The sequence below is a fragment of the Alteromonas sp. BMJM2 genome (assembly GCF_027257845.1).
Lineage (GTDB): Bacteria > Pseudomonadota > Gammaproteobacteria > Enterobacterales > Alteromonadaceae > Alteromonas.
Genome location: NZ_JAPVOT010000004.1, coordinates 26,213 through 44,256 on the forward strand (window position 1 = coordinate 26,213; position 18,044 = coordinate 44,256).

18 protein-coding genes are annotated in these 18,044 nt (G+C 43.4%); 11 read left to right on the top strand and 7 right to left on the bottom strand.

Going from position 1 to position 18,044, the window contains the following annotated elements; all coding sequences use genetic code 11:
• Nucleotides 1–24: 24 nt before the first annotated feature.
• Nucleotides 25–717 (bottom strand): chalcone isomerase family protein, encoded by a 693-nt coding sequence (locus O9X84_RS06215; protein WP_269518784.1) that lies wholly within the window; start codon nucleotides 715–717, stop codon nucleotides 25–27.
• A gap of 133 nt (nucleotides 718–850) precedes the next feature.
• Here O9X84_RS06215 and O9X84_RS06220 point away from each other — a divergent pair, with 133 nt between their 5' ends.
• From O9X84_RS06220 to nspC, 4 genes are all read left to right on the top strand, one after another.
• Nucleotides 851–1,999: a 1-aminocyclopropane-1-carboxylate deaminase/D-cysteine desulfhydrase gene (locus O9X84_RS06220; RefSeq protein ID WP_269518786.1), complete on the top strand. Its 1,149-nt coding sequence runs from the start codon at nucleotides 851–853 to the stop codon at nucleotides 1,997–1,999.
• 182 nt (nucleotides 2,000–2,181) lie between these two features.
• A complete protein-coding gene (locus O9X84_RS06225; RefSeq protein ID WP_269518787.1) occupies nucleotides 2,182–2,592 on the top strand; it encodes a hypothetical protein in 411 nt (136 codons plus the stop codon).
• A 196-nt stretch (nucleotides 2,593–2,788) separates the two neighbouring features.
• Entirely contained in the window at nucleotides 2,789–3,991 is a 1,203-nt protein-coding gene (locus tag O9X84_RS06230) for a saccharopine dehydrogenase family protein (protein WP_269518788.1), read from the top strand.
• 67 nt (nucleotides 3,992–4,058) lie between these two features.
• A complete protein-coding gene (nspC, locus tag O9X84_RS06235; protein ID WP_269518980.1) occupies nucleotides 4,059–5,210 on the top strand; it encodes a carboxynorspermidine decarboxylase in 1,152 nt (383 codons plus the stop codon).
• A gap of 135 nt (nucleotides 5,211–5,345) precedes the next feature.
• Here nspC and O9X84_RS06240 read toward each other — a convergent pair whose 3' ends face one another.
• The 3 genes from O9X84_RS06240 to rsmI all read right to left on the bottom strand — a co-directional run bounded on the left by O9X84_RS06240 (nucleotide 5,346) and on the right by rsmI (nucleotide 7,623).
• Entirely contained in the window at nucleotides 5,346–6,338 is a 993-nt protein-coding gene (locus tag O9X84_RS06240) for an LLM class flavin-dependent oxidoreductase (protein WP_269518789.1), read from the bottom strand.
• A gap of 93 nt (nucleotides 6,339–6,431) precedes the next feature.
• On the bottom strand, nucleotides 6,432–6,695 hold the full coding sequence (locus O9X84_RS06245) for a hypothetical protein (protein ID WP_269518790.1): 264 nt from the start codon (nucleotides 6,693–6,695) through the stop codon (nucleotides 6,432–6,434).
• A 91-nt stretch (nucleotides 6,696–6,786) separates the two neighbouring features.
• Complete coding sequence (gene rsmI, locus O9X84_RS06250; RefSeq protein ID WP_269518791.1) at nucleotides 6,787–7,623, bottom strand: 16S rRNA (cytidine(1402)-2'-O)-methyltransferase; 837 nt, start codon at nucleotides 7,621–7,623, stop codon at nucleotides 6,787–6,789.
• A 149-nt stretch (nucleotides 7,624–7,772) separates the two neighbouring features.
• Here rsmI and O9X84_RS06255 point away from each other — a divergent pair, with 149 nt between their 5' ends.
• The 6 genes from O9X84_RS06255 to O9X84_RS06280 all read left to right on the top strand — a co-directional run bounded on the left by O9X84_RS06255 (nucleotide 7,773) and on the right by O9X84_RS06280 (nucleotide 14,785).
• The gene (locus O9X84_RS06255; RefSeq protein ID WP_269518792.1) at nucleotides 7,773–9,812 is read left to right on the top strand and encodes a penicillin-binding protein activator; all 2,040 of its coding nucleotides are present in this window, start codon (nucleotides 7,773–7,775) and stop codon (nucleotides 9,810–9,812) included.
• 9 nt (nucleotides 9,813–9,821) lie between these two features.
• On the top strand, nucleotides 9,822–10,163 hold the full coding sequence (locus tag O9X84_RS06260) for a YraN family protein (protein WP_269518794.1): 342 nt from the start codon (nucleotides 9,822–9,824) through the stop codon (nucleotides 10,161–10,163).
• A gap of 87 nt (nucleotides 10,164–10,250) precedes the next feature.
• A complete protein-coding gene (locus O9X84_RS06265) occupies nucleotides 10,251–10,847 on the top strand; it encodes a phosphoheptose isomerase (RefSeq protein WP_032097399.1) in 597 nt (198 codons plus the stop codon).
• Between the two features lie 19 nt (nucleotides 10,848–10,866).
• The gene (locus tag O9X84_RS06270) at nucleotides 10,867–11,439 is read left to right on the top strand and encodes a BON domain-containing protein (RefSeq protein WP_269518795.1); all 573 of its coding nucleotides are present in this window, start codon (nucleotides 10,867–10,869) and stop codon (nucleotides 11,437–11,439) included.
• 40 nt (nucleotides 11,440–11,479) lie between these two features.
• Nucleotides 11,480–12,835, top strand: coding sequence for an MFS transporter (locus O9X84_RS06275; protein WP_269518796.1), 1,356 nt, complete (start codon nucleotides 11,480–11,482; stop codon nucleotides 12,833–12,835).
• A gap of 213 nt (nucleotides 12,836–13,048) precedes the next feature.
• Nucleotides 13,049–14,785 carry a serine hydrolase domain-containing protein gene (locus O9X84_RS06280; protein WP_269518797.1) on the top strand — a complete coding sequence of 579 codons (1,737 nt, stop codon included), beginning with the start codon at nucleotides 13,049–13,051 and terminating at the stop codon, nucleotides 14,783–14,785.
• Nucleotides 14,786–15,288: 503 nt separating this feature from the next.
• Here the strand turns inward: O9X84_RS06280 and O9X84_RS06285 are convergent.
• From O9X84_RS06285 to O9X84_RS06295, 3 genes are all read right to left on the bottom strand, one after another.
• Complete coding sequence (locus O9X84_RS06285; RefSeq protein ID WP_269518798.1) at nucleotides 15,289–15,834, bottom strand: hypothetical protein; 546 nt, start codon at nucleotides 15,832–15,834, stop codon at nucleotides 15,289–15,291.
• 65 nt (nucleotides 15,835–15,899) lie between these two features.
• The gene (locus O9X84_RS06290; protein WP_269518799.1) at nucleotides 15,900–16,808 is read right to left on the bottom strand and encodes a MaoC/PaaZ C-terminal domain-containing protein; all 909 of its coding nucleotides are present in this window, start codon (nucleotides 16,806–16,808) and stop codon (nucleotides 15,900–15,902) included.
• A 104-nt stretch (nucleotides 16,809–16,912) separates the two neighbouring features.
• Entirely contained in the window at nucleotides 16,913–17,680 is a 768-nt protein-coding gene (locus O9X84_RS06295; RefSeq protein WP_269518800.1) for a 4'-phosphopantetheinyl transferase family protein, read from the bottom strand.
• An 89-nt stretch (nucleotides 17,681–17,769) separates the two neighbouring features.
• Here O9X84_RS06295 and O9X84_RS06300 point away from each other — a divergent pair, with 89 nt between their 5' ends.
• A complete protein-coding gene (locus tag O9X84_RS06300) occupies nucleotides 17,770–18,033 on the top strand; it encodes a phosphopantetheine-binding protein (protein WP_269518801.1) in 264 nt (87 codons plus the stop codon).
• Nucleotides 18,034–18,044 lie beyond the last annotated feature (11 nt).

The window sequence follows — 18,044 nt, forward strand, 5'->3', positions numbered from 1 at the left end:
AAAATAGTATTTAAGCTACGCTATTTACTTGATACCTAGCAGCGCTCTTCTAAACTTAGGCTCTGAGGTATCCTCACCTAACCAAATATCAAAAAACTTTTGCGTAAACTCTGGGTCTTTAACTTCCCCAGCATTTTCGCCGTTGAAATAGAATAAGGCGTTGCCCTCTTCAGTGGCTACGCCTGTTAATACATCTCCCTCTTTTACATCCGGGAAAATATCTACCATGTTTTGTAACCAGCGCTTAGCTTTATCTGAATCAAGCTTTGCCTGCTTTTTCATCTCATCGATAGAACGTTCAGCTATTTTCTTACCGTCTAGCGAACGTTGGTATTTTAGCGTTAAGGCAATAGGCTTTCCTTTCTCATATTCTCCCTTGGGAGCGAACAAGGTAGCCTCGTAAACGTCGAATAGGTAATAAGTAAACATATCTTTGCCCACAACTTCTGCATTGGGGACACTTTCGGATACTGGCGAAGGCAAAGCAGCATTTGATGCAAAAGATACGCTCATCAAAGAAATACTCATCATTGTTAAACTTAAAAAAGCAGCCCGTTTCACGACAGCGCGAAACTTATTTGCTAAAGAACTCAACAGCGAGATCTTCTCTACCTGCGATTTATTTGAGGTTGCGTGTTTGATACACGCTAATTTAGCTTTCGTCATTGATTCAGCTTTCGTCATCAATTTAGCTTTCATTATTAATTTAGGTTTCATCATTTTTCCCTGTATGACTGTCCAGCGTTAATTTTAGTCGCCCCATTTGACGAACTGACGCCTTTAACATTTCCATACTTTTTGATTTGTGGTCGTATTAGTTATACTGCGAGCAGATAATGAATGATCAATTGTGGCCACCATCCCTGTGAATAAACTAACAGCGCTTGAGCAAACACTTACCCAGCCTTCACCTTTAGAATTGTTCACACCTGACTGGCCTGGTGCCGAGGATGTGACTATTTTTGTAAAGCGCGACGACAAAATACATCCCGTGGTGTCTGGTAATAAGTGGCGGAAACTGAAGCAGTTTATTTACGAATACGCAGAGCAACACCTAGACGGCGCTGAACTTGAGGAAGAACTACCTCAAAATGCTGAGGGGGGCTCTCTTTACGCTGAAAGCTCCTTCAACGCTGAGGGCTCTCTTTACGCTGAAGGCTCTTCATTCACCGCCAAAGGCTCTGTCAGACTCATCAGTTTTGGTGGTGGCTTTTCAAATCATCTGTATGCACTCGGATATGTATGTCATACCCTCGGCATTCCGCTTACAGCCATAATTCGTGGTGACTATTCTGCTACACCAACACCAATGATTAGCGACCTAATTTCATGGAACGTCGATATTGAGTATGTTGACCGAATAACCTATAAAAAACGTGACTCTGCCGAATACCTCAACTCACTAAAAGAGCGCTTTTCCCCTGCCATTATCATCCCAGAAGGGGGAAGCCAAGAACAGGCAATCGGAGGGGTTGCAGAGCTAGTTTATGAGATTGCTGAAGCGCTCGCTGCCAATCACAATACCGAGTTTGACACTATTGTTGCCCCCGCAGCCAGTGGTGCCACAATGGCAGGTATTGTCAGTGCGTTAAGGCCAAACCAGCATGCTATTGGTATTGGCGTGCTTAAAGGCCAAGATTACTTGGAATCCTTAGTTAACCAATTCTTACCCGCCGACCTTTTGACAAAAGAAATTTTGACAAAAAAACTTATGCCAAAAGAATTTGCAGCAAAAGCGCCTGCGAACAATGACGAAGAGAGAAAAACAAACAGTAACTGGCATATTAACCATGAATACCATTGCGGTGGATATGCAAAGGCGCCGCCCTACTTAAAGGCGTTTTGTGAGCACTTTAACGACGCCATGCCCTTTAATATTGAGCCTGTTTATTCCGGAAAAGTATTTTTCGCATTGAAAGATATGCTTAAAAAGGGCACATTTAAATCAGGTAGTAAGATTATTGTCTTACACACCGGCGGACTTCAGGGTGCTCGCTAAGCACATTGCACAGTGCTCATCTCTTTAGTGATAGTAAACCTATGAGTCCAATACACCGTAATCAATGATGAAAGGAAAAAAAGTACAGGGTATCTAAAAACAGCAATCGTAAAATAATAGCGATGACCTATAGAGTCTTAACTATAGCATCGCAAGCAACGCTAACTTTGAGGAGATACAACATGATCGACCGACCAGTTACATTGCCAACCCCTTTAAAAGAACTTGTTTCCAAATCACTTTCCATATGTAGGCTAATGCTGCTAAACAGCGACGTGTTTTACCCTTTTGCGGCTATAAACCAAGACGGTAAAAACGGTTGTATATTTGCAGATGAAACCACCGAGAGTAAGCGTGAATCACAGCTTATCGAGCAACTTCAGTGGAGGATCATCGACACAACCACAGATACCAACAGTTACAGCGTTTTAGTCTATGCTGCTACTATCAATACACAGAACAGTAAAAATGTTGATGCCATAGCGGTAGTGACATCGTCGCCTGATCAGGAAGAACGATTGCTTCTTTATCCTTATTATAAGGTTGACGGTTCTGTGGTGGTATCGCCGCCCATTAATACTGCGGCGCCCTAACTGAAATCTATGCACGACCGAAGCTTGACAAACAAGCTTGTAAACCCTGCGATAGTTAAAACGTGCATAACGTTTTCTATCGTTAGCAGGAAAATTTATACTATTTATACTTTCAGACACTGACTTTGCTTGCCAAATTGTCGGTGTCTGCTAGCATTCAGCAAAAATTTACTCGTAAAATTTAGGGATTAAAACTATGTCTCGCGTTCTTATCATTGGTGCTGGCGGCGTTGCCTCAGTAACGGTTAAAAAGTGTGCTCGTTTGCCACAACATTTTGATGAAATATTCTTAGCAAGCCGCACGGTGTCTAAATGCGAAGCGCTTCAGAAAGAAGTTGGCGAAGACCGCGTGAAAGGCGTTTTTGCTTTAGATGCTGATAATGCTAAAGAAGTGGAAGCATTGATAAATGAAGTTAAACCAGACCTAGTGATTAACTTGGCATTGCCATATCAAGATTTACCTATCATGGATGCGTGTTTGGCAACCAACACTCATTATCTTGATACCGCAAACTATGAACCGAAAGACGTAGCAAAATTTGAGTACTCATGGCAGTGGGCGTACCAAGACAAGTTTAAAAATGCCGGAATCATGGCACTCCTTGGAAGTGGGTTTGATCCAGGTGTTACCAACGTTTTTACTGCGTATGCAGCAAAACACTACTTTGATGAAATTCACTACCTTGATATCGTCGATTGTAATGGCGGCGATCACGGGCAAGCATTCGCGACTAACTTCAATCCAGAAATCAATATCCGCGAAATTACTCAGCGTGGTAAATTTTGGGAGAATGGTGAGTGGAAAGAAACCGACCCGCTTAGCGTTCGAGAAGACCTTGATTATCAAAATATAGGCGAGCGCGCTTCGTACCTTATGTTCCACGAAGAGCTTGAGTCGTTGGTTAAACACTTCCCAACCCTTAAACGTGCCCGTTTTTGGATGACGTTTGGTGAAGCTTACCTTAACCACCTTCGCGTGCTTGAAGGTATCGGTATGACGAGCATTGAGCCTATCGAATTTCAAGGCCAACAAGTTGTGCCCTTAGAGTTTCTAAAAGCTGTATTACCTAACCCAGGCTCGCTTGCAGAAGGTTATGTAGGCATGACCTGTATTGGAACTTACATTACAGGTGTAAAAGATGGCAAAGAAAAGACCATCTTTATCTACAATAACTGCGAACACGCTAAGTGTAATGAGGAAGTGGGTGCTCAGGCGGTATCTTACACCACGGGCGTTCCTGCGATGATTGGTGCTGCACTTATGCTAAACGGCACGTGGAAAGAAGCCGGTGTGTGGAATATGGAACAGTTTGATCCAGACCCGTTTATGGATATGCTTAATGAACACGGACTGCCGTGGCATGTACTAGAGTGCGATAGCAGCCCATTTACTAAGTAGATTGCTTTAAACAAATACTTATTGATATTTACGAGGGGCGCTATGTTAAGTGCCCCTTTTTTACGTTATTGACCGGAGCGTGAACACCTTGACCGACCTTACCCAACGCACTGATATTCCCTCACCCTGTTATGTTCTTGAGGAAGCAAAATTAATTCGTAACCTAACTCTGATGAAGCGGGTTCAAGACGAATCAGGCGTGCGAATTATTTTAGCTCTCAAAGGCTTTTCCATGTGGTCTTGCTTCGATATCGTCAAACAATATCTTCAGGGTGCCACCGCAAGCTCAGTGTGGGAGGCAAAGTTAGCAGCCGAAATGGGCAAAGAGGTTCATGCCTATTCCCCTGCTTATAAAGCCGAGGATGCAAAAGCACTGGCTTCACTGGTACATCATTTATCGTTTAACAGCCTCAGCCAATGGCATACCCACCGTGAGGCGCTTAAAAACGTATCACTTGGTTTGAGAATTAATCCAGAGCATCAAGAAGCAGATACACCACTTTACGACCCCGCTGCACCCGGTTCGCGATTAGGGATAAGAGCGGATGAGTTAGAGGGTATCAGCCTTGATGGAATTGAAGGTTTTCACTGCCACAATTTATGCGAATGTGATTCTTTTGCCACAGAGCGTACTTTGCAGGCCATTGAAAAACGATTTGGCAAATGGCTACATCAATTGAAATGGTTGAATTTAGGCGGCGGTCATTTAATGACAAGTGAAGGCTATGACGTTGAGCACTTAATCAACACATTGTCGGCATTTAAAGAGCGTTACCCCCACCTTGATATTATTCTAGAGCCGGGCTCTGCGGTAGCGTGGCAAACAGGCCCTTTACTATCGGAAGTGGTGGATGTGGTAAATAACGAAGGTGATATTGCCATATTGGATATCTCGGCAACTGCGCACATGCCAGATGTGTTAGAGATGCCCTATCGACCTACCGTATTAAATGCGGCATTACCAAATGAAAAAGCCCACAATTATAAGCTTGGCGGCAACTCGTGTCTCGCTGGAGATGTTATAGACACCTACTCCTTCGATGAACCTCTCGTAGCAGGAAGCCGTGTTCAGTTTGAAGATATGATGCACTACACCATGGTAAAAACCACGTTTTTTAATGGTGTTGACCATCCGTCCATTGGCATATTGCGCTCGAACGGTGAGTTTGAATTAGTTCGAAGTTTCACGTACGAAGACTTTAAAGGGCGCTTGTCTTAAGCCAATAAATCTAAGAACAGTCGGCCTACATCGGCCGACTTTTTCTTAGTGTTTTTTGTGTTCTACCATGCTGGCCTTTATCTACGAATTTCGATGTAATCGAAACCGTTTTAATTACACGTCAGTCCAGCATTTCTAATGCATTATCTCAGCTAGCAGCGACACACTCTTTAACCTAGCGTCTAAATTATGGATGGGCATTGAAACAATCAGCTCATCAACCTCAGTTTTCCCTACAAACTGTGCAAGCTGCTCAGTCACTGTGTTTTTTGAGCCGACCAGCGCATACTGCAATACATGAGACAGCATTGCATGGTCAGTAGGCGTACACATTGTAGATAAGTCGTCTGTTGGTTTAGCAAAAGGCTTATTAAGCCCTCGGCGCATATTCATAAACTGTTGTTGAACCGAAGTGAAAAGGTATTGCGCTTCCTCATCGGTATCGGCTACTACCGCCATTACCCCTGCCATAACATAAGGTTTTTCTAATTTTTCGGACGGAGTAAACGTAGAACGATAAAGATGCAAAGCATCAAAAAGCTGGTCTGGTGCAAAATGTGAGGCAAATGAATAGCGAAGTCCAAACGATGCGGCAAGCTGCGCACTGTATAAACTAGAGCCCAATAGCCACAAAGGAATATGCGTATTAGCGCCTGGCACCGCAACAATGTTTTGGGCGGGTTCAGGAGTACTTAAATAACGCTGAAGCTCTTTAATATCGTCAGGATAGGTGTCTATAGCACTTGAATTACTAAGGTTTCTACGTAATGCTTTAGCGGTAGCCATATCGGTACCTGGAGCTCGCCCAAGTCCTAAATCAATACGCCCAGGATACAAAGTCTCTAATGTGCCAAATTGCTCAGCAATGACCAGAGGCGAATGGTTGGGCAACATCACACCACCCGCTCCAACTCGAATATGATTGGTCGCATTAGCAATATTCCCTAGTACTACTGCAGTAGCAGAACTTGCCACGCCATACATACCGTGATGCTCTGCCAACCAAACCCGTTGATATCCACTGCGCTCTGCTTGTTGAGCTAGCTCTCGCGAATTACTCAGTGCATTACTTATACTCTGGCCTTCTGAAATAGGCGCCAAATCTAGAAGCGAAAGGGGTAACGGCATTGCATACCTCATCGTTTAATTGTCGTAAGTCAAAGGCCAGCAAACGTGTCGGTGTTAACTACCGACATTTTGGCCGGACTTTATCGATAGCGCTTATATAACACCGCTCCCTTTTGCGGTTTCGCTTTCATCTATTTCCCCTTCCACTAGCACGATATCATCCAGCTCGATGGTAAATGAGTTACCTTGTTTTCCGCTTACACTATAACGAAAACCATACATCTCGCCTTCATTAAACGATACTTCAGCGCTGGTATTAGGGTGAATTAAATCGAACACTCCCGAATCATTGGCCTTTGAGAAAACATCTACCAGCCACTTGCCTTCTGCCATGGTGATTTTCAGAGTTTTTTTCATTTACGCCTCCATTTGCTGCTGTTTAACATTCTCTTAATTGGTAACAACTAAAAGACAGTTAAGATCAGTGCTAGCCCTTTTCACCTCTGGTTTATTCTTTTGCGTCCAACCCCGCTTGATAAAGTGCGTTTTTCTTTAATCCATAGTGGCCTGCAACTACTGCAGCCGCTTTTTTCAGTGGAATATGTTCACAAAGGGTGTGCAGCAATGACATTGCCTCAAAGGGAATTTCCTGTTCACTAATGTGAGCTGGACCAATCATCACCACAAATTCGCCTTTTTGGTGAGCTGCTTCGGATGTTAGGTAATCAATAACATCTTGGGCACTGCCGCTTACATAAGTTTCGAATGTTTTGGTCAGCTCTTTCGCCACCACAATATGCCTTTCCCCGAGCACGCGCTGAATAAGCATTACTGTGTCTAAAATTCTGCGCGGCGCTTCGTAGAACACACTGGTGTAAGGTCTATCGAGTAGCGCAGAAACCGCACTCTCTCTGGCCTGTGCTTTTACTGGCAAAAACCCTTCAAAGATAAACTTATCTGTAGGTAAGCCTGACGCGCTTAGTGCAGTAATGGCGGCGCAGGGGCCTGGCAATGCGCAAACAGGAATGCCCTGCTCGCGGCAGCGACGTACCAAGATAAAGCCAGGGTCGCTTATAAGCGGTGTTCCTGCATCACTGATCAATGCAACCGCCTCGCCACCTTTTAATCGCTCGCATAACATGGCTGCACGCTTATCTTCGTTATGATCGTGCAGCGATAATGTTTTGGTAGTAATACTCAAGTGCTGAAGTAATCTTGAGCTATGGCGGGTGTCTTCTGCCGCAATCCAACTCACACTGCCAAGTACCTCGATAGCACGAGCGCTTATATCGTTTAAGTTTCCGATGGGGGTGGGTACAATGTATAGCGTAGCAACGTCATTCATAGAATTGGCAGAGTTAGTCATAAATAATAATAGAAACGTGATAATGCGGTAAGTGTAACATGCCAATAGTCCAGTTTATGCCGTCAAGCGTAGATTTTCACACTGGTTGAGATAAACTGAGCCCATATCGAAGTAAAAGGAATGAAACTGTGCGCCATACCGGAACCACTGGAAAACACATCACGCGTTTTGCGGTAACCTCATTACTGCTTTCACCGTTATTGTTAGTTGGCTGCACGAGTACGCCCAAAAAAGCGGTTAGTGTCTCAAAAAATGTAAAATCGCCTATCGAGCAACCTGTTATCCAAAAAGAGATTACACCTGAACACAAGCTTGTTGAGGCAAAAAAGGCGTGGCTTGAAACTCGCAATAAAGAGCGAAGAGATACTTTACTTCTAGAAGCTGCTGAGCTGTATATCGCAAATCAAAAGCCCCTGTTAGCCCAACAAGTGCTTTATGAAGTGAAGCAAGACGGCGTATCTACTGCTAACCAACCTGCTTACGCACTGCTTATGGCAAAAGTGTATGTGAACAGCCCTGACGCGTCGCCTCAAACCCTACTGACTATGCTTGAGGCAGTGCCTGACCAAAGCCAATTTGCTGTCGAAAAAGCACGCCTCCAGACACAGTTATTTATCCGCGAAGGCAATTATGCTGCCGCAGCAAACAGCCTGCTGAAAACCGACCTCTCTGACGAACAAAAAGTAGAGCAAGTTTGGGCATGGGTAACGTCAATGTCCCTCTCATCACTTGACGACGTAAGCTCGCAGTATCCCGCTCTTTCTCCCTTTGTTAGCTTAAGAAAATTAACGCAAGAATATCGGTCTAACCCTGAACAGCTTGCTGCTAACCTACGTAATTTCAAACGTGTGTACGCAGGTCACAGTCTAGGCAAGGCTTTCCCTAAAAATGTAGATAGCGCTACCCAGCTTTCTCGCCCAAGTATCGACAGCATTGCCGTGTTGCTCCCACTATCTGGGCGCCTTGGCGCAACGGGAAACACCATTAAAAACGGCATCATGGCTGCGTATTATCAGAGCATTGAAGATAATCAGAGCGAGCGCGACTTGCCTCAGCTTAGCTTTGTCGATACCACAGACAAAGATGTCGAGGGTATTGTAAGTGCCATCGGAGAAGCAAAATTTGTTATTGGCCCGCTACTTAAAGATAACGTTGAACGCATAGTGCCTGCCCTACCTATTGGGGTAAACGTATTAGCCCTAAATCGGTTTGATAATTTCCAGCAGGCAATGGGCGAGCTTGATAGAACCATTGAGTTGCTTGCACAGCAGGATGCTTCGGGGAACGCTGCAGCCGGCTCGCTATCAGAACAAAAAAGCGCGATGCCCCCCTTATCTGCAGAGCAAGGTTTATCTGAGAAAACGTCTGTAGCGCAACCTATCGCAGCTAACTTCTTTGGTCTAGCACCAGAAGATGAAGCCAAACAGCTTGCAGAGCTTATATTTAACAAAGGTTTCAGGGCCCCTATTGTTATTGCAGAGCAGAGCTCTCTTTACATGCGTATGGACGACACATTTAAAGCCCATTGGGAAACGCTGAACAAGGCAGAAGGCAAACGCCGCACCAACATTACGTCGGTAACATTTAATGATAGCAACTCGCTGAGAGAAGGCATTACTTCAGCGCTAGATGTGGCGCAAAGCAACGAACGAATTAATCAAATTGAGTACATGACTAATGACGAAGTGTACAACATGCCTCGTAGCAGACGAGACATAGACGCGATTATCGCTTTTGCATCACCACAAGACACTGAATTACTCAACCCGATTATTGAAGCAAGCCTTAACCCTCTTGATGGGCAGCCCATACCCGTTTATGCCTCATCTCGCTCTATGGATTACGACAGCGGCAAAAACCAGTGGCGAGATTTGAAAAACATTCACTTTATCGATATGCCCTGGTTAATGCCGCAGCATAAATGGCAAGGTTTAGCCCAAACCGTAGACCAAGCCTTTGCAGCACAAAGTACCATGCAAAAGCGTTTATTCGCCTTTGGGTATGACGCATATGAGCTACTCCCCCAGCTTGGTATATTAAACACGCTACAATATTTAAATCACGATGGGCTTACAGGCTCGCTGTCACTTAACGAAAATGGCGAAGTAGAACGACAGCAACCCAGAGCTATTATTCGCAATGAAAAAGTGGAAATGCTCACAGAATAGAGGATCATTATGTCGCTAGTGCAAGGGAATGCAGCAGAGCAACAAGCCTGCAATTTTTTGTTGGAACAAGGCCTCACCTTACGCTGTCAAAACTATCGCACCCGCCGAGGCGAATTAGATATTGTTATGCAAGACGGCGATACCATAGTGTGTGTTGAGGTCAAGTATCGTAAGAGTACGAAATTTGGCAATGCAGCAGAATTCGTTACCGCACAAAAACTGCAGCGAATTCAAGCTGCGTTTGAGTTCTATTTGTTAGATAATGGTCTCAATTCAACGTCTACCTCATTGCGGATCGACGTTATTGCTATCGACGGTAATCGTCTTCAATGGCTAAAAAATATTGGCTAATGCCAGCCTTAGCATTCGAAGCGCCTCATACGCACCCACCAGCGCTGAAGATTTTCTATCAGCAGCTCGCTTAAAAAGAGAAGAAGTATGATTGAACAAATTAAAGCTAACTTTACTGAAAGTATTCAAACCAAAATTGCTGCCTCTGAAATTTTGCCAGAGTCGATTGAAAAAGCAGCGAGCATGATGGTTGAAGCGCTTATTCGTGGAAATAAAGTGCTTAGCTGCGGTAATGGCGGTTCGGCTGGCGATGCACAGCACTTTTCTTCTGAAATGCTAAATCGTTACGAAAGAGATCGCCCTAGCCTGCCTGCTATAGCATTGAGTACCGACACCTCAACAATTACGTCTATTGCCAACGATTACAGCTACGATGAAATCTTTGCCAAGCAAGTACGTGCGCTAGGCCAACCCGGCGATATCCTGCTTGCTATTTCTACCAGTGGAAACTCGCGTAACGTTACCGCCGCCATGGAAGCCGCACTGTCGCGCGACATGACGATAGTTGCATTGACTGGTAAAGACGGTGGAGAAATGGCCGGATTTTTGAGTGAGCACGATGTAGAAATTCGCGTACCGTCAAACCGTACTGCACGAATTCAAGAAGTGCATTTGCTGGTCATTCACAATTTATGCGAGTGCATTGACGATAGCTTATTCCCAGCTGATCACGGTGACGAGTAATTATTAATTTATGAAGCCAATGACAAAATGCGTAAGCATTCTAGCGATTACTTTTTCCATGACCTTACAAGGTTGTGTAGTGGCGGTTGGCGCTGCAGGCGCTGTTGCGGCAAAGGTAGCTAACGACCGGCGAACCGTGGGCACCCAGCTTGACGATCAAAATGCCGACAATGCGGTAGCGTTTCAATGGTCTAAAAGCGACGCGTTGAAAGAACAAGCTAACCTACAGGTTGATGTTTACAACGGCGTAGCGCTGCTCACCGGTCAAGCGCCAAATCAAGCGCTCATTAACGAAGCGGTTGAACGCGCCCAAAACGTGGATTATTTAAAGAAAATACACAACCAAGTGCGCGTTGCTACTCCAATAGGTGCAGGTACTCAAGCCAACGACATTTGGCTCGCATCCAAAGTGAGAACAAAGCTGGTTGCTGACGAGCGTGTACCCGCATTACAAGTAAGGGTAGTAGTACAAGACTCTGAAGTATTTCTTATGGGCAGATTATCTATCCTAGAAGCCACCGCTGCGGTAGACATTGCTCGTAATGTGACTGGCGTAGCGAGAGTTGTGCGCGCCTTTGAAATTAATCAATAGAGACGCTGCCACTGCCCTTCTCGTGGCGGGGGCGCTCTTTATGGAAATTCTGGACGCCACGGTTATCACCACGGCGCTCCCAGTTATTGCCGCAGATTTTGGGATCCCCGCTGCGCATCTTTCAATTGGTGTATCGGCATACCTAGTTGCGGTTACCCTGTTCATCCCCCTCAGTGGCTATGTGGCCGACCGCTTTGGTGCTAGAACCATTTTTATTGCTGCCATTGGGGTATTTGCCCTTGCCTCTGTGCTATGTGGTTTAAGCACCACTTTGGTTGAATTTACCCTATCGAGAATACTACAAGGAATTGGCGGGGCAATGATGGTGCCCGTTGGGCGGTTAGTGGTACTTCGTGACCTGCCAAAAGAAAAGTTAGTTAAAACGGTAGCCATAATTACCTGGCCTGCGCTGAGTGCGCCGTTACTCGGCCCCGTATTAGGGGGCTATATTGCCACCCATTTCAGTTGGCAATGGATTTTCTATATGAATATTCCTTTGGGCTTAATTGCGATTATTGCCTCAGCATATTTACTTCAAAATACAAAAGGCGAAGTAAGCACATTCGATGTAAAAGGCTTTCTGCTCACCGGCGTAGGGTTTGCACTTTTTATGGCTGGTATTGAGTTTTTAGCCAGTAACGGTGACAGACTATTAGCAAGTGCCACCATTATTTCGGTGGGTTTTGTGGGTATGCTCCTTGCCATGTGGCACATAAAAAGGGCAAACAATCCGCTTTTCTCATTTGATGCAATGCAGCATCGCACCTTTCGCTTATCAGTGTATGGCGGTTCTGTTGTACGTATTGCGCTAGGCAGTGCGCCTTTTCTTATTCCCCTAATGCTGCAACTAGGCTTGGGCTATACACCTGTAGAGGCTGGCTCTATCTTGCTGTGGCTGTTTGCAGGTAACCTTGCTATTAAACCTGCTACAACATGGATTATGAATACCTTTGGCTTTAAACCGGTATTGATTGTTAACGGATTACTCATTGCGCTAGGTTTTGTCGCCTTGGCCATGATTGATGCTAACACCTCGTCCTTTAACATTGCAGCCCTGCTATTCATCAATGGCATTACCCGTTCAATGCACCTCACTTTGCTAAATACCATCGCTTTTGCAGACGTTCCCCCAGATAAGATGCGCGATGCAAATACCCTTGGGGCAATATTGATGCAAATGAATCGCGGGCTGGGAATAACACTGTCGGCACTGGCCATAGCGGTGGCTTCGTTAATCCTCGGTCAATCTGCCGATACGCCAGATATAACAACATTCACCATCGCCATGGTATTTATGGCAATACTGGCATTGGTTAGCATTACAGACAGCATCTTGCTTTCAAAAGAAGACGGCGATGCGGTGTTAAATAAACGCAAGCGCAAAAAATCACTCTGAAAAATAGCCTGTATTGAGCTTTGCTAAACACTTTTCTTTAGAACGCAGAAGCTTTGAGGAAGTGAGTACAACAGGTGAGACGTCCATAGAAAATATAATTGCCGATAGCCCAAAACAGTTTTACTCTACTATTTGCTTTTGAACGGCTTTCACTTTTTCAAGGCTCGTCGTCAGGGAATATCGAAAAACAAGAGTTAACAAGGAATCGTTATTGTGTCTCATCTTGCTGTTAAAATAGTTATTAGCTTATCACTACTCATCTCTATATCTGCCTGCCAACCTTCGTCAAAGTCTACAATGCCTGATGATGCCGCTGCGAAACAAACCTCAAAGTTCGACAAACTCTTTGCCCAATTTGATGATATTGACAAGCCGGGAGCCTCGGTTGCCGTATTACAAGATGGAGAGGTTGTCTTCTCAAAAGGTTATGGCAGTGCAAACCTCGAATACGATATACCTGTTACGCCAGACACCATGTTTCACGTTGCATCTGTATCGAAGCAATTTACCGTTTTTGCCATTTTGTTACTCGCTGAAGAAGGTAAGTTAAATTTTGACGACGACATACGACAATATATACCTGAAGTACCTGATTTTGGTGAAACCATAACCTTACGACACTTAGCATCGCACACCAGCGGCATGCGAGATCAATGGAATTTGTTGCGTATGGCTGGCTGGCGTTTAGATGATGTGATCACTACCGAACATGTATTAAAAATGGTAGCGAAACAAAAAGAACTAAACTTCAAACCCGGAGAAGAGTTCCTTTATTCGAATACTGGGTTCACACTATTAGCAGAGGTTGTTGCTCGAGTTAGCGGTAAGTCCTTTGCACAATTCACACAAGAAAGACTGTTCACGCCATTAAATATGAGAAACAGCTTATTTTATGACGACCATCAAAAAATTGTTAGCAACAGGGCTTATTCCTACGAGCCAATTGACAATGGCTATCAAAAAAGTGTGTTGAACTATGCAAATGTCGGCGCAACCAGTTTGTTTACCACCGCAGAAGACCTTCTTAAATGGTCGGAAAACTTCGCCGCTCCTACTGTAGGCAGCCCTTCAATTATCAAACAAATGAATACGCTTGCCACATTAAATAACGGCGACACATTTGGTGGTGCATACGGACAATTCATTAGTTACTACAACGGCATCAAGTATATTCAGCACAGCGGCGGAGATGCAGGATTTCGTTCATATTTAGCTCGATTTCCTGAGCAGAATTTAGCAATTGCTATATTGAACAATGGCGCTGATGCAAGACCTTGGGAATTGGCTCTGCAAATTGCTGAACGCTTTCTAGAAATAGATACCCCTCCCACTCAGAATGCTATTGCTGACGCGTTTATGGAGTCAATGTCACCAAAACAAACACCTAATTCTTTTGAACTTAGCAAAGTTGAGTTAAGTGAAGACATATTAAATACATATGTGGGTCACTATTGGAATGAGCCAGACGCCTATTCAAGAGAGATCTATTTAGACAATGGTAGACTCATGTATTCACGAGGCAAAGACGATACGAGCCCCCTCGCTCCCGTGAGTGAAAACACCTTCAAAATGCTAAATGTAGAGGGCGAAATTTTCGTTGAGTTTACTGAAGATGGCGAGCAAAACCTAATGACAGTGCGAGTAGACAACATAGACACCTATGTGTCAGTTGCTTACACGCCAATTAAAGTGACTGAAACCTGGTTATCTCAATTTGCAGGCAGTTACTACAGCCCTGAACTTTCTTCTACTTATCATTTTTCGCCGGACAACGATCAGCTCAAAATTTCTCATTATCGTCTTAGCGATCATCATATTGCGCCAGTAAAAGGTGACTTTTTCAGATCACAAGTAGGCGATATCTCGTTTGAACGTGATGATAGCGGCGCAGTGAATGGTTTTAGGATATCTAATGGTCGGGTTCGAAATCTTTATTTTAAAAAGCTATAAGTAACGAAAGATGGGACCTTTCTGCTTTTTACTCTTATCAGTTAGGGACTTTTGATTCGGATTATGCGCTAATCTAGACTGCTGAAATGTGTCTTGAGTTCAATTGGTAAACACAACACTATCACTAACAGTGCTGTAGAAGCGAAAAAATTGATATAATTTTGCAGCAGTCACAACAGTTTTACTGAGTATTATATATTGACTACCTAAAAGTGAGGTAAAAGTTGTTTTGAATAGTTTTAACGTTAGCTGTCGCGTAACAACCATAATATTTGTGGTGTTTAGGCTAAACAACCCATAGTTTAAGTTTGAATTGGCTTATCAATTCGTCCCAGTTTGAATATTACTGACACGCAGCTTACTTTTATGTATCGAGATCTTGATTCCTTTTTATTAAAATAGGAGTTAACTTGCCAATCAGGTAAGTTAACTCCTGCGCAAATTGTGTTGCAACATGTTTTAACGCAGTACTAAAAGAGTAACTTTAAAATTGGTATGCACTATCAGTATGCATGTTGCTCAGTGATTTTAGTTACGTTAGCGTTACCATTTTCTATACGGGTTAGGACTTTCTTTGCTTCTTCTACGTATTTCTGTGGAACTTGCTTAGAATTAACGTCGTCTTTAATTACAGTGGTCATTTCGTTCCACTCTTCAATTCTTGGATCGCTGGCCTCAGCTGCTCCAATTATAATTGGTCCCCAACCTGTCATATTTAATTTTAAATAATAATTTTTGCCTGCTTCTAATACACCTTGCGCCACTGCCCAATGTCCTTGAAAGTTGATCATAAGTGTATGTTCTCCTGGTTCAGTCTGGTATTGCAATAGACGACCAGCAGCGAGCGTTCCCACTAGATTTTCACTGTCCCAAACTTCACTTTTTACACCATCTCCCATAAGGATAGAACGACGTACGAAGTTTACGGTAGCTTTGTTCTCATCTGGCATATTTTGAAACTGCACTTCCTTCATATTCGCTAAACCCGCGCAACCACCAAGGCCAAATGCCACAATTAGAATGCCAACTAATCCGATTTTTTTTATCATCTTCTTCCCTTGTATAAAATTATGAAAATATTTGTTTTTAAAATTTTTAGTATTGCTTTGAAAATTTACTTGTCGCTAATAGCTTTTACCTCCCCAAACATCATTGAGCGTTTTCGGCGTGAGGCTGATGTATTAGCCAACTCAAATCTCACTGACTTTTCAAAGTTCAACGGTAACATAGTCGCATTTAGGATTGCGGTTGAAGGCAGAATGATTGGACGCTTGAAATGGCTGCTGATAGCGACTCGTTCAGTCGGTAAACGCCAATTATAATTCAGCTTGGATAAAGCCAATGCCAAGACATAATTGCCATGAGCCATAACATTTTTGAAACCCACTAGTCTTGCGCTCCATTTCGCTAAGTGAATAGGATTGTAATCGCCACTAATTTGAGCATACCTACGCCCAATTCCAGATTCAAAATGTAATTTAGAATGCTCAATTAGTGGTGACCATTCCACTTGAGTATCGATTAATTCTGATTTTTCCGTTGTATTAATAGCGTCAATAGAAGGCAGCCTGTATAGATAACTGCTACGCACTGTCTGACAGCGCGCTCCCTCTTGGCTAACTAGAATAATTATGTCAACTTGAACGCCATAAGGATGTGGCACTATATTGTCAAAGTAACAGTGTAAAGATAGATCTTTGCAAGTGAGTGGCTGATATTGCCTAATTTCATTTTCAATATGGACTAAGCCAATAAGAGAAAATGGTGAATTTGGATGCGATAAAGCGCAAATGTGCTGTGATAATCCCAACATTTGCGGAAAGCAAGGATGAAGATAATCTTCGTGCCAGTCATGCAATTCGTTAAAAGCTTTTAAACGAGTGCGATAATCGGAAAAGGTAAAGTAACGAGTAGACTCAACTTGGGGCAACGCCATATTTTTATTATCGGTAAACCAATTCACTAGCATTGGTTCATCCGCTTTTTTTATAGCCGCTTTGACTAATTGAACTACCTGATTCACCACAAACTCCTTTTGAGCGGCTACTCCTTTTGTTTTTCAATTTATACTAATTTCATATATTTAGCATCAAAAAATATCGAAAGGTTAGCTATTCGACAAGCTTACTAGAAAGTAAAGCGCTCCTTTGAAACTATGAGCTTGCCTTTGCTATGAGAAGTATCCAATGCCAAAGCGATACTGTAGAGATCGTCTATGATGTGATGTTCAAAATGCCAATTTTGGGGTTCATCAGATGCATAGCCGTCAAACGCTATAAGAGGGTCAAATTGGCAAATATTATTAAAATAAAAGCAGTCTCCTGGTATGGCCATACCTTTACCATCAGCTTTTATAAAGGCTTCCTTCAATGTCCAAATTTTGTAGAATAAACGCAAAGCGGCAGAGTTTCCTTCGGCTTTAAGCGCGTAATCAATAGCTTTTTGTTCACAGCGATGAAAATAGTTTTCCGCAATTTTTCTCATTGTCAAGCGGGCTTTCATCAACTCAATGTCTACTCCAATAGGAAGATTTCTAGAGATAGCAATAACAATGTAATCATGCGAATGTGACAGATTAAACTGAAGCAGGCTGGAAACATGGTTAAGCGCAGGCTTTCCATTTGCATTGAATGAAAAACTAATGGCTTCTGGATTCGTCTCTTTCATGAGACTGCTTAGCATTAGACGGAGCGCCGCACGACTTACAATAAAAGAATCACGGCGACTTTCCGAACGAAGAGTTGTCACCCTATAACGCTCCTCATCGCTAAGTAATTCGCGTAAACTGCTGATGGTATGGCTACTCAAAACTTGCTTGATACTCAGATATTTGAGAATCACCTCATTGAAGCCTAAACCATTAGCGGTAGTTGAAAGAGATAAATCGGAGAACATACAATCCGTTAGAATAGTTTTTACTGTAACATTAGTTTAAACTACCGTCTTTTCACTTTAAAGCGATCATAGTAAGGACAGTATCAACTATGGCTACACAAACAGAATCCGAACTAACAATGGCTCAGCTATTGGTAGAGGCCTTAAATCTTGAAGACATGGACGCAGAAGAGATCGATCCGGAAGAGCAGCTGTTCGGTGACGGACTTGGATTAGATTCTATAGATGCACTCGAAATCTCTCTGGCAATTTCTAAGGAGTATGGCGTTCAAATTAAAGCAGAAGACGAGGGTACTCGCGAAGCGTTTGCCACACTGAGAAGCTTAACTGCGTTTGTTGAAAATAAAAAATAATAAGAAGTCTA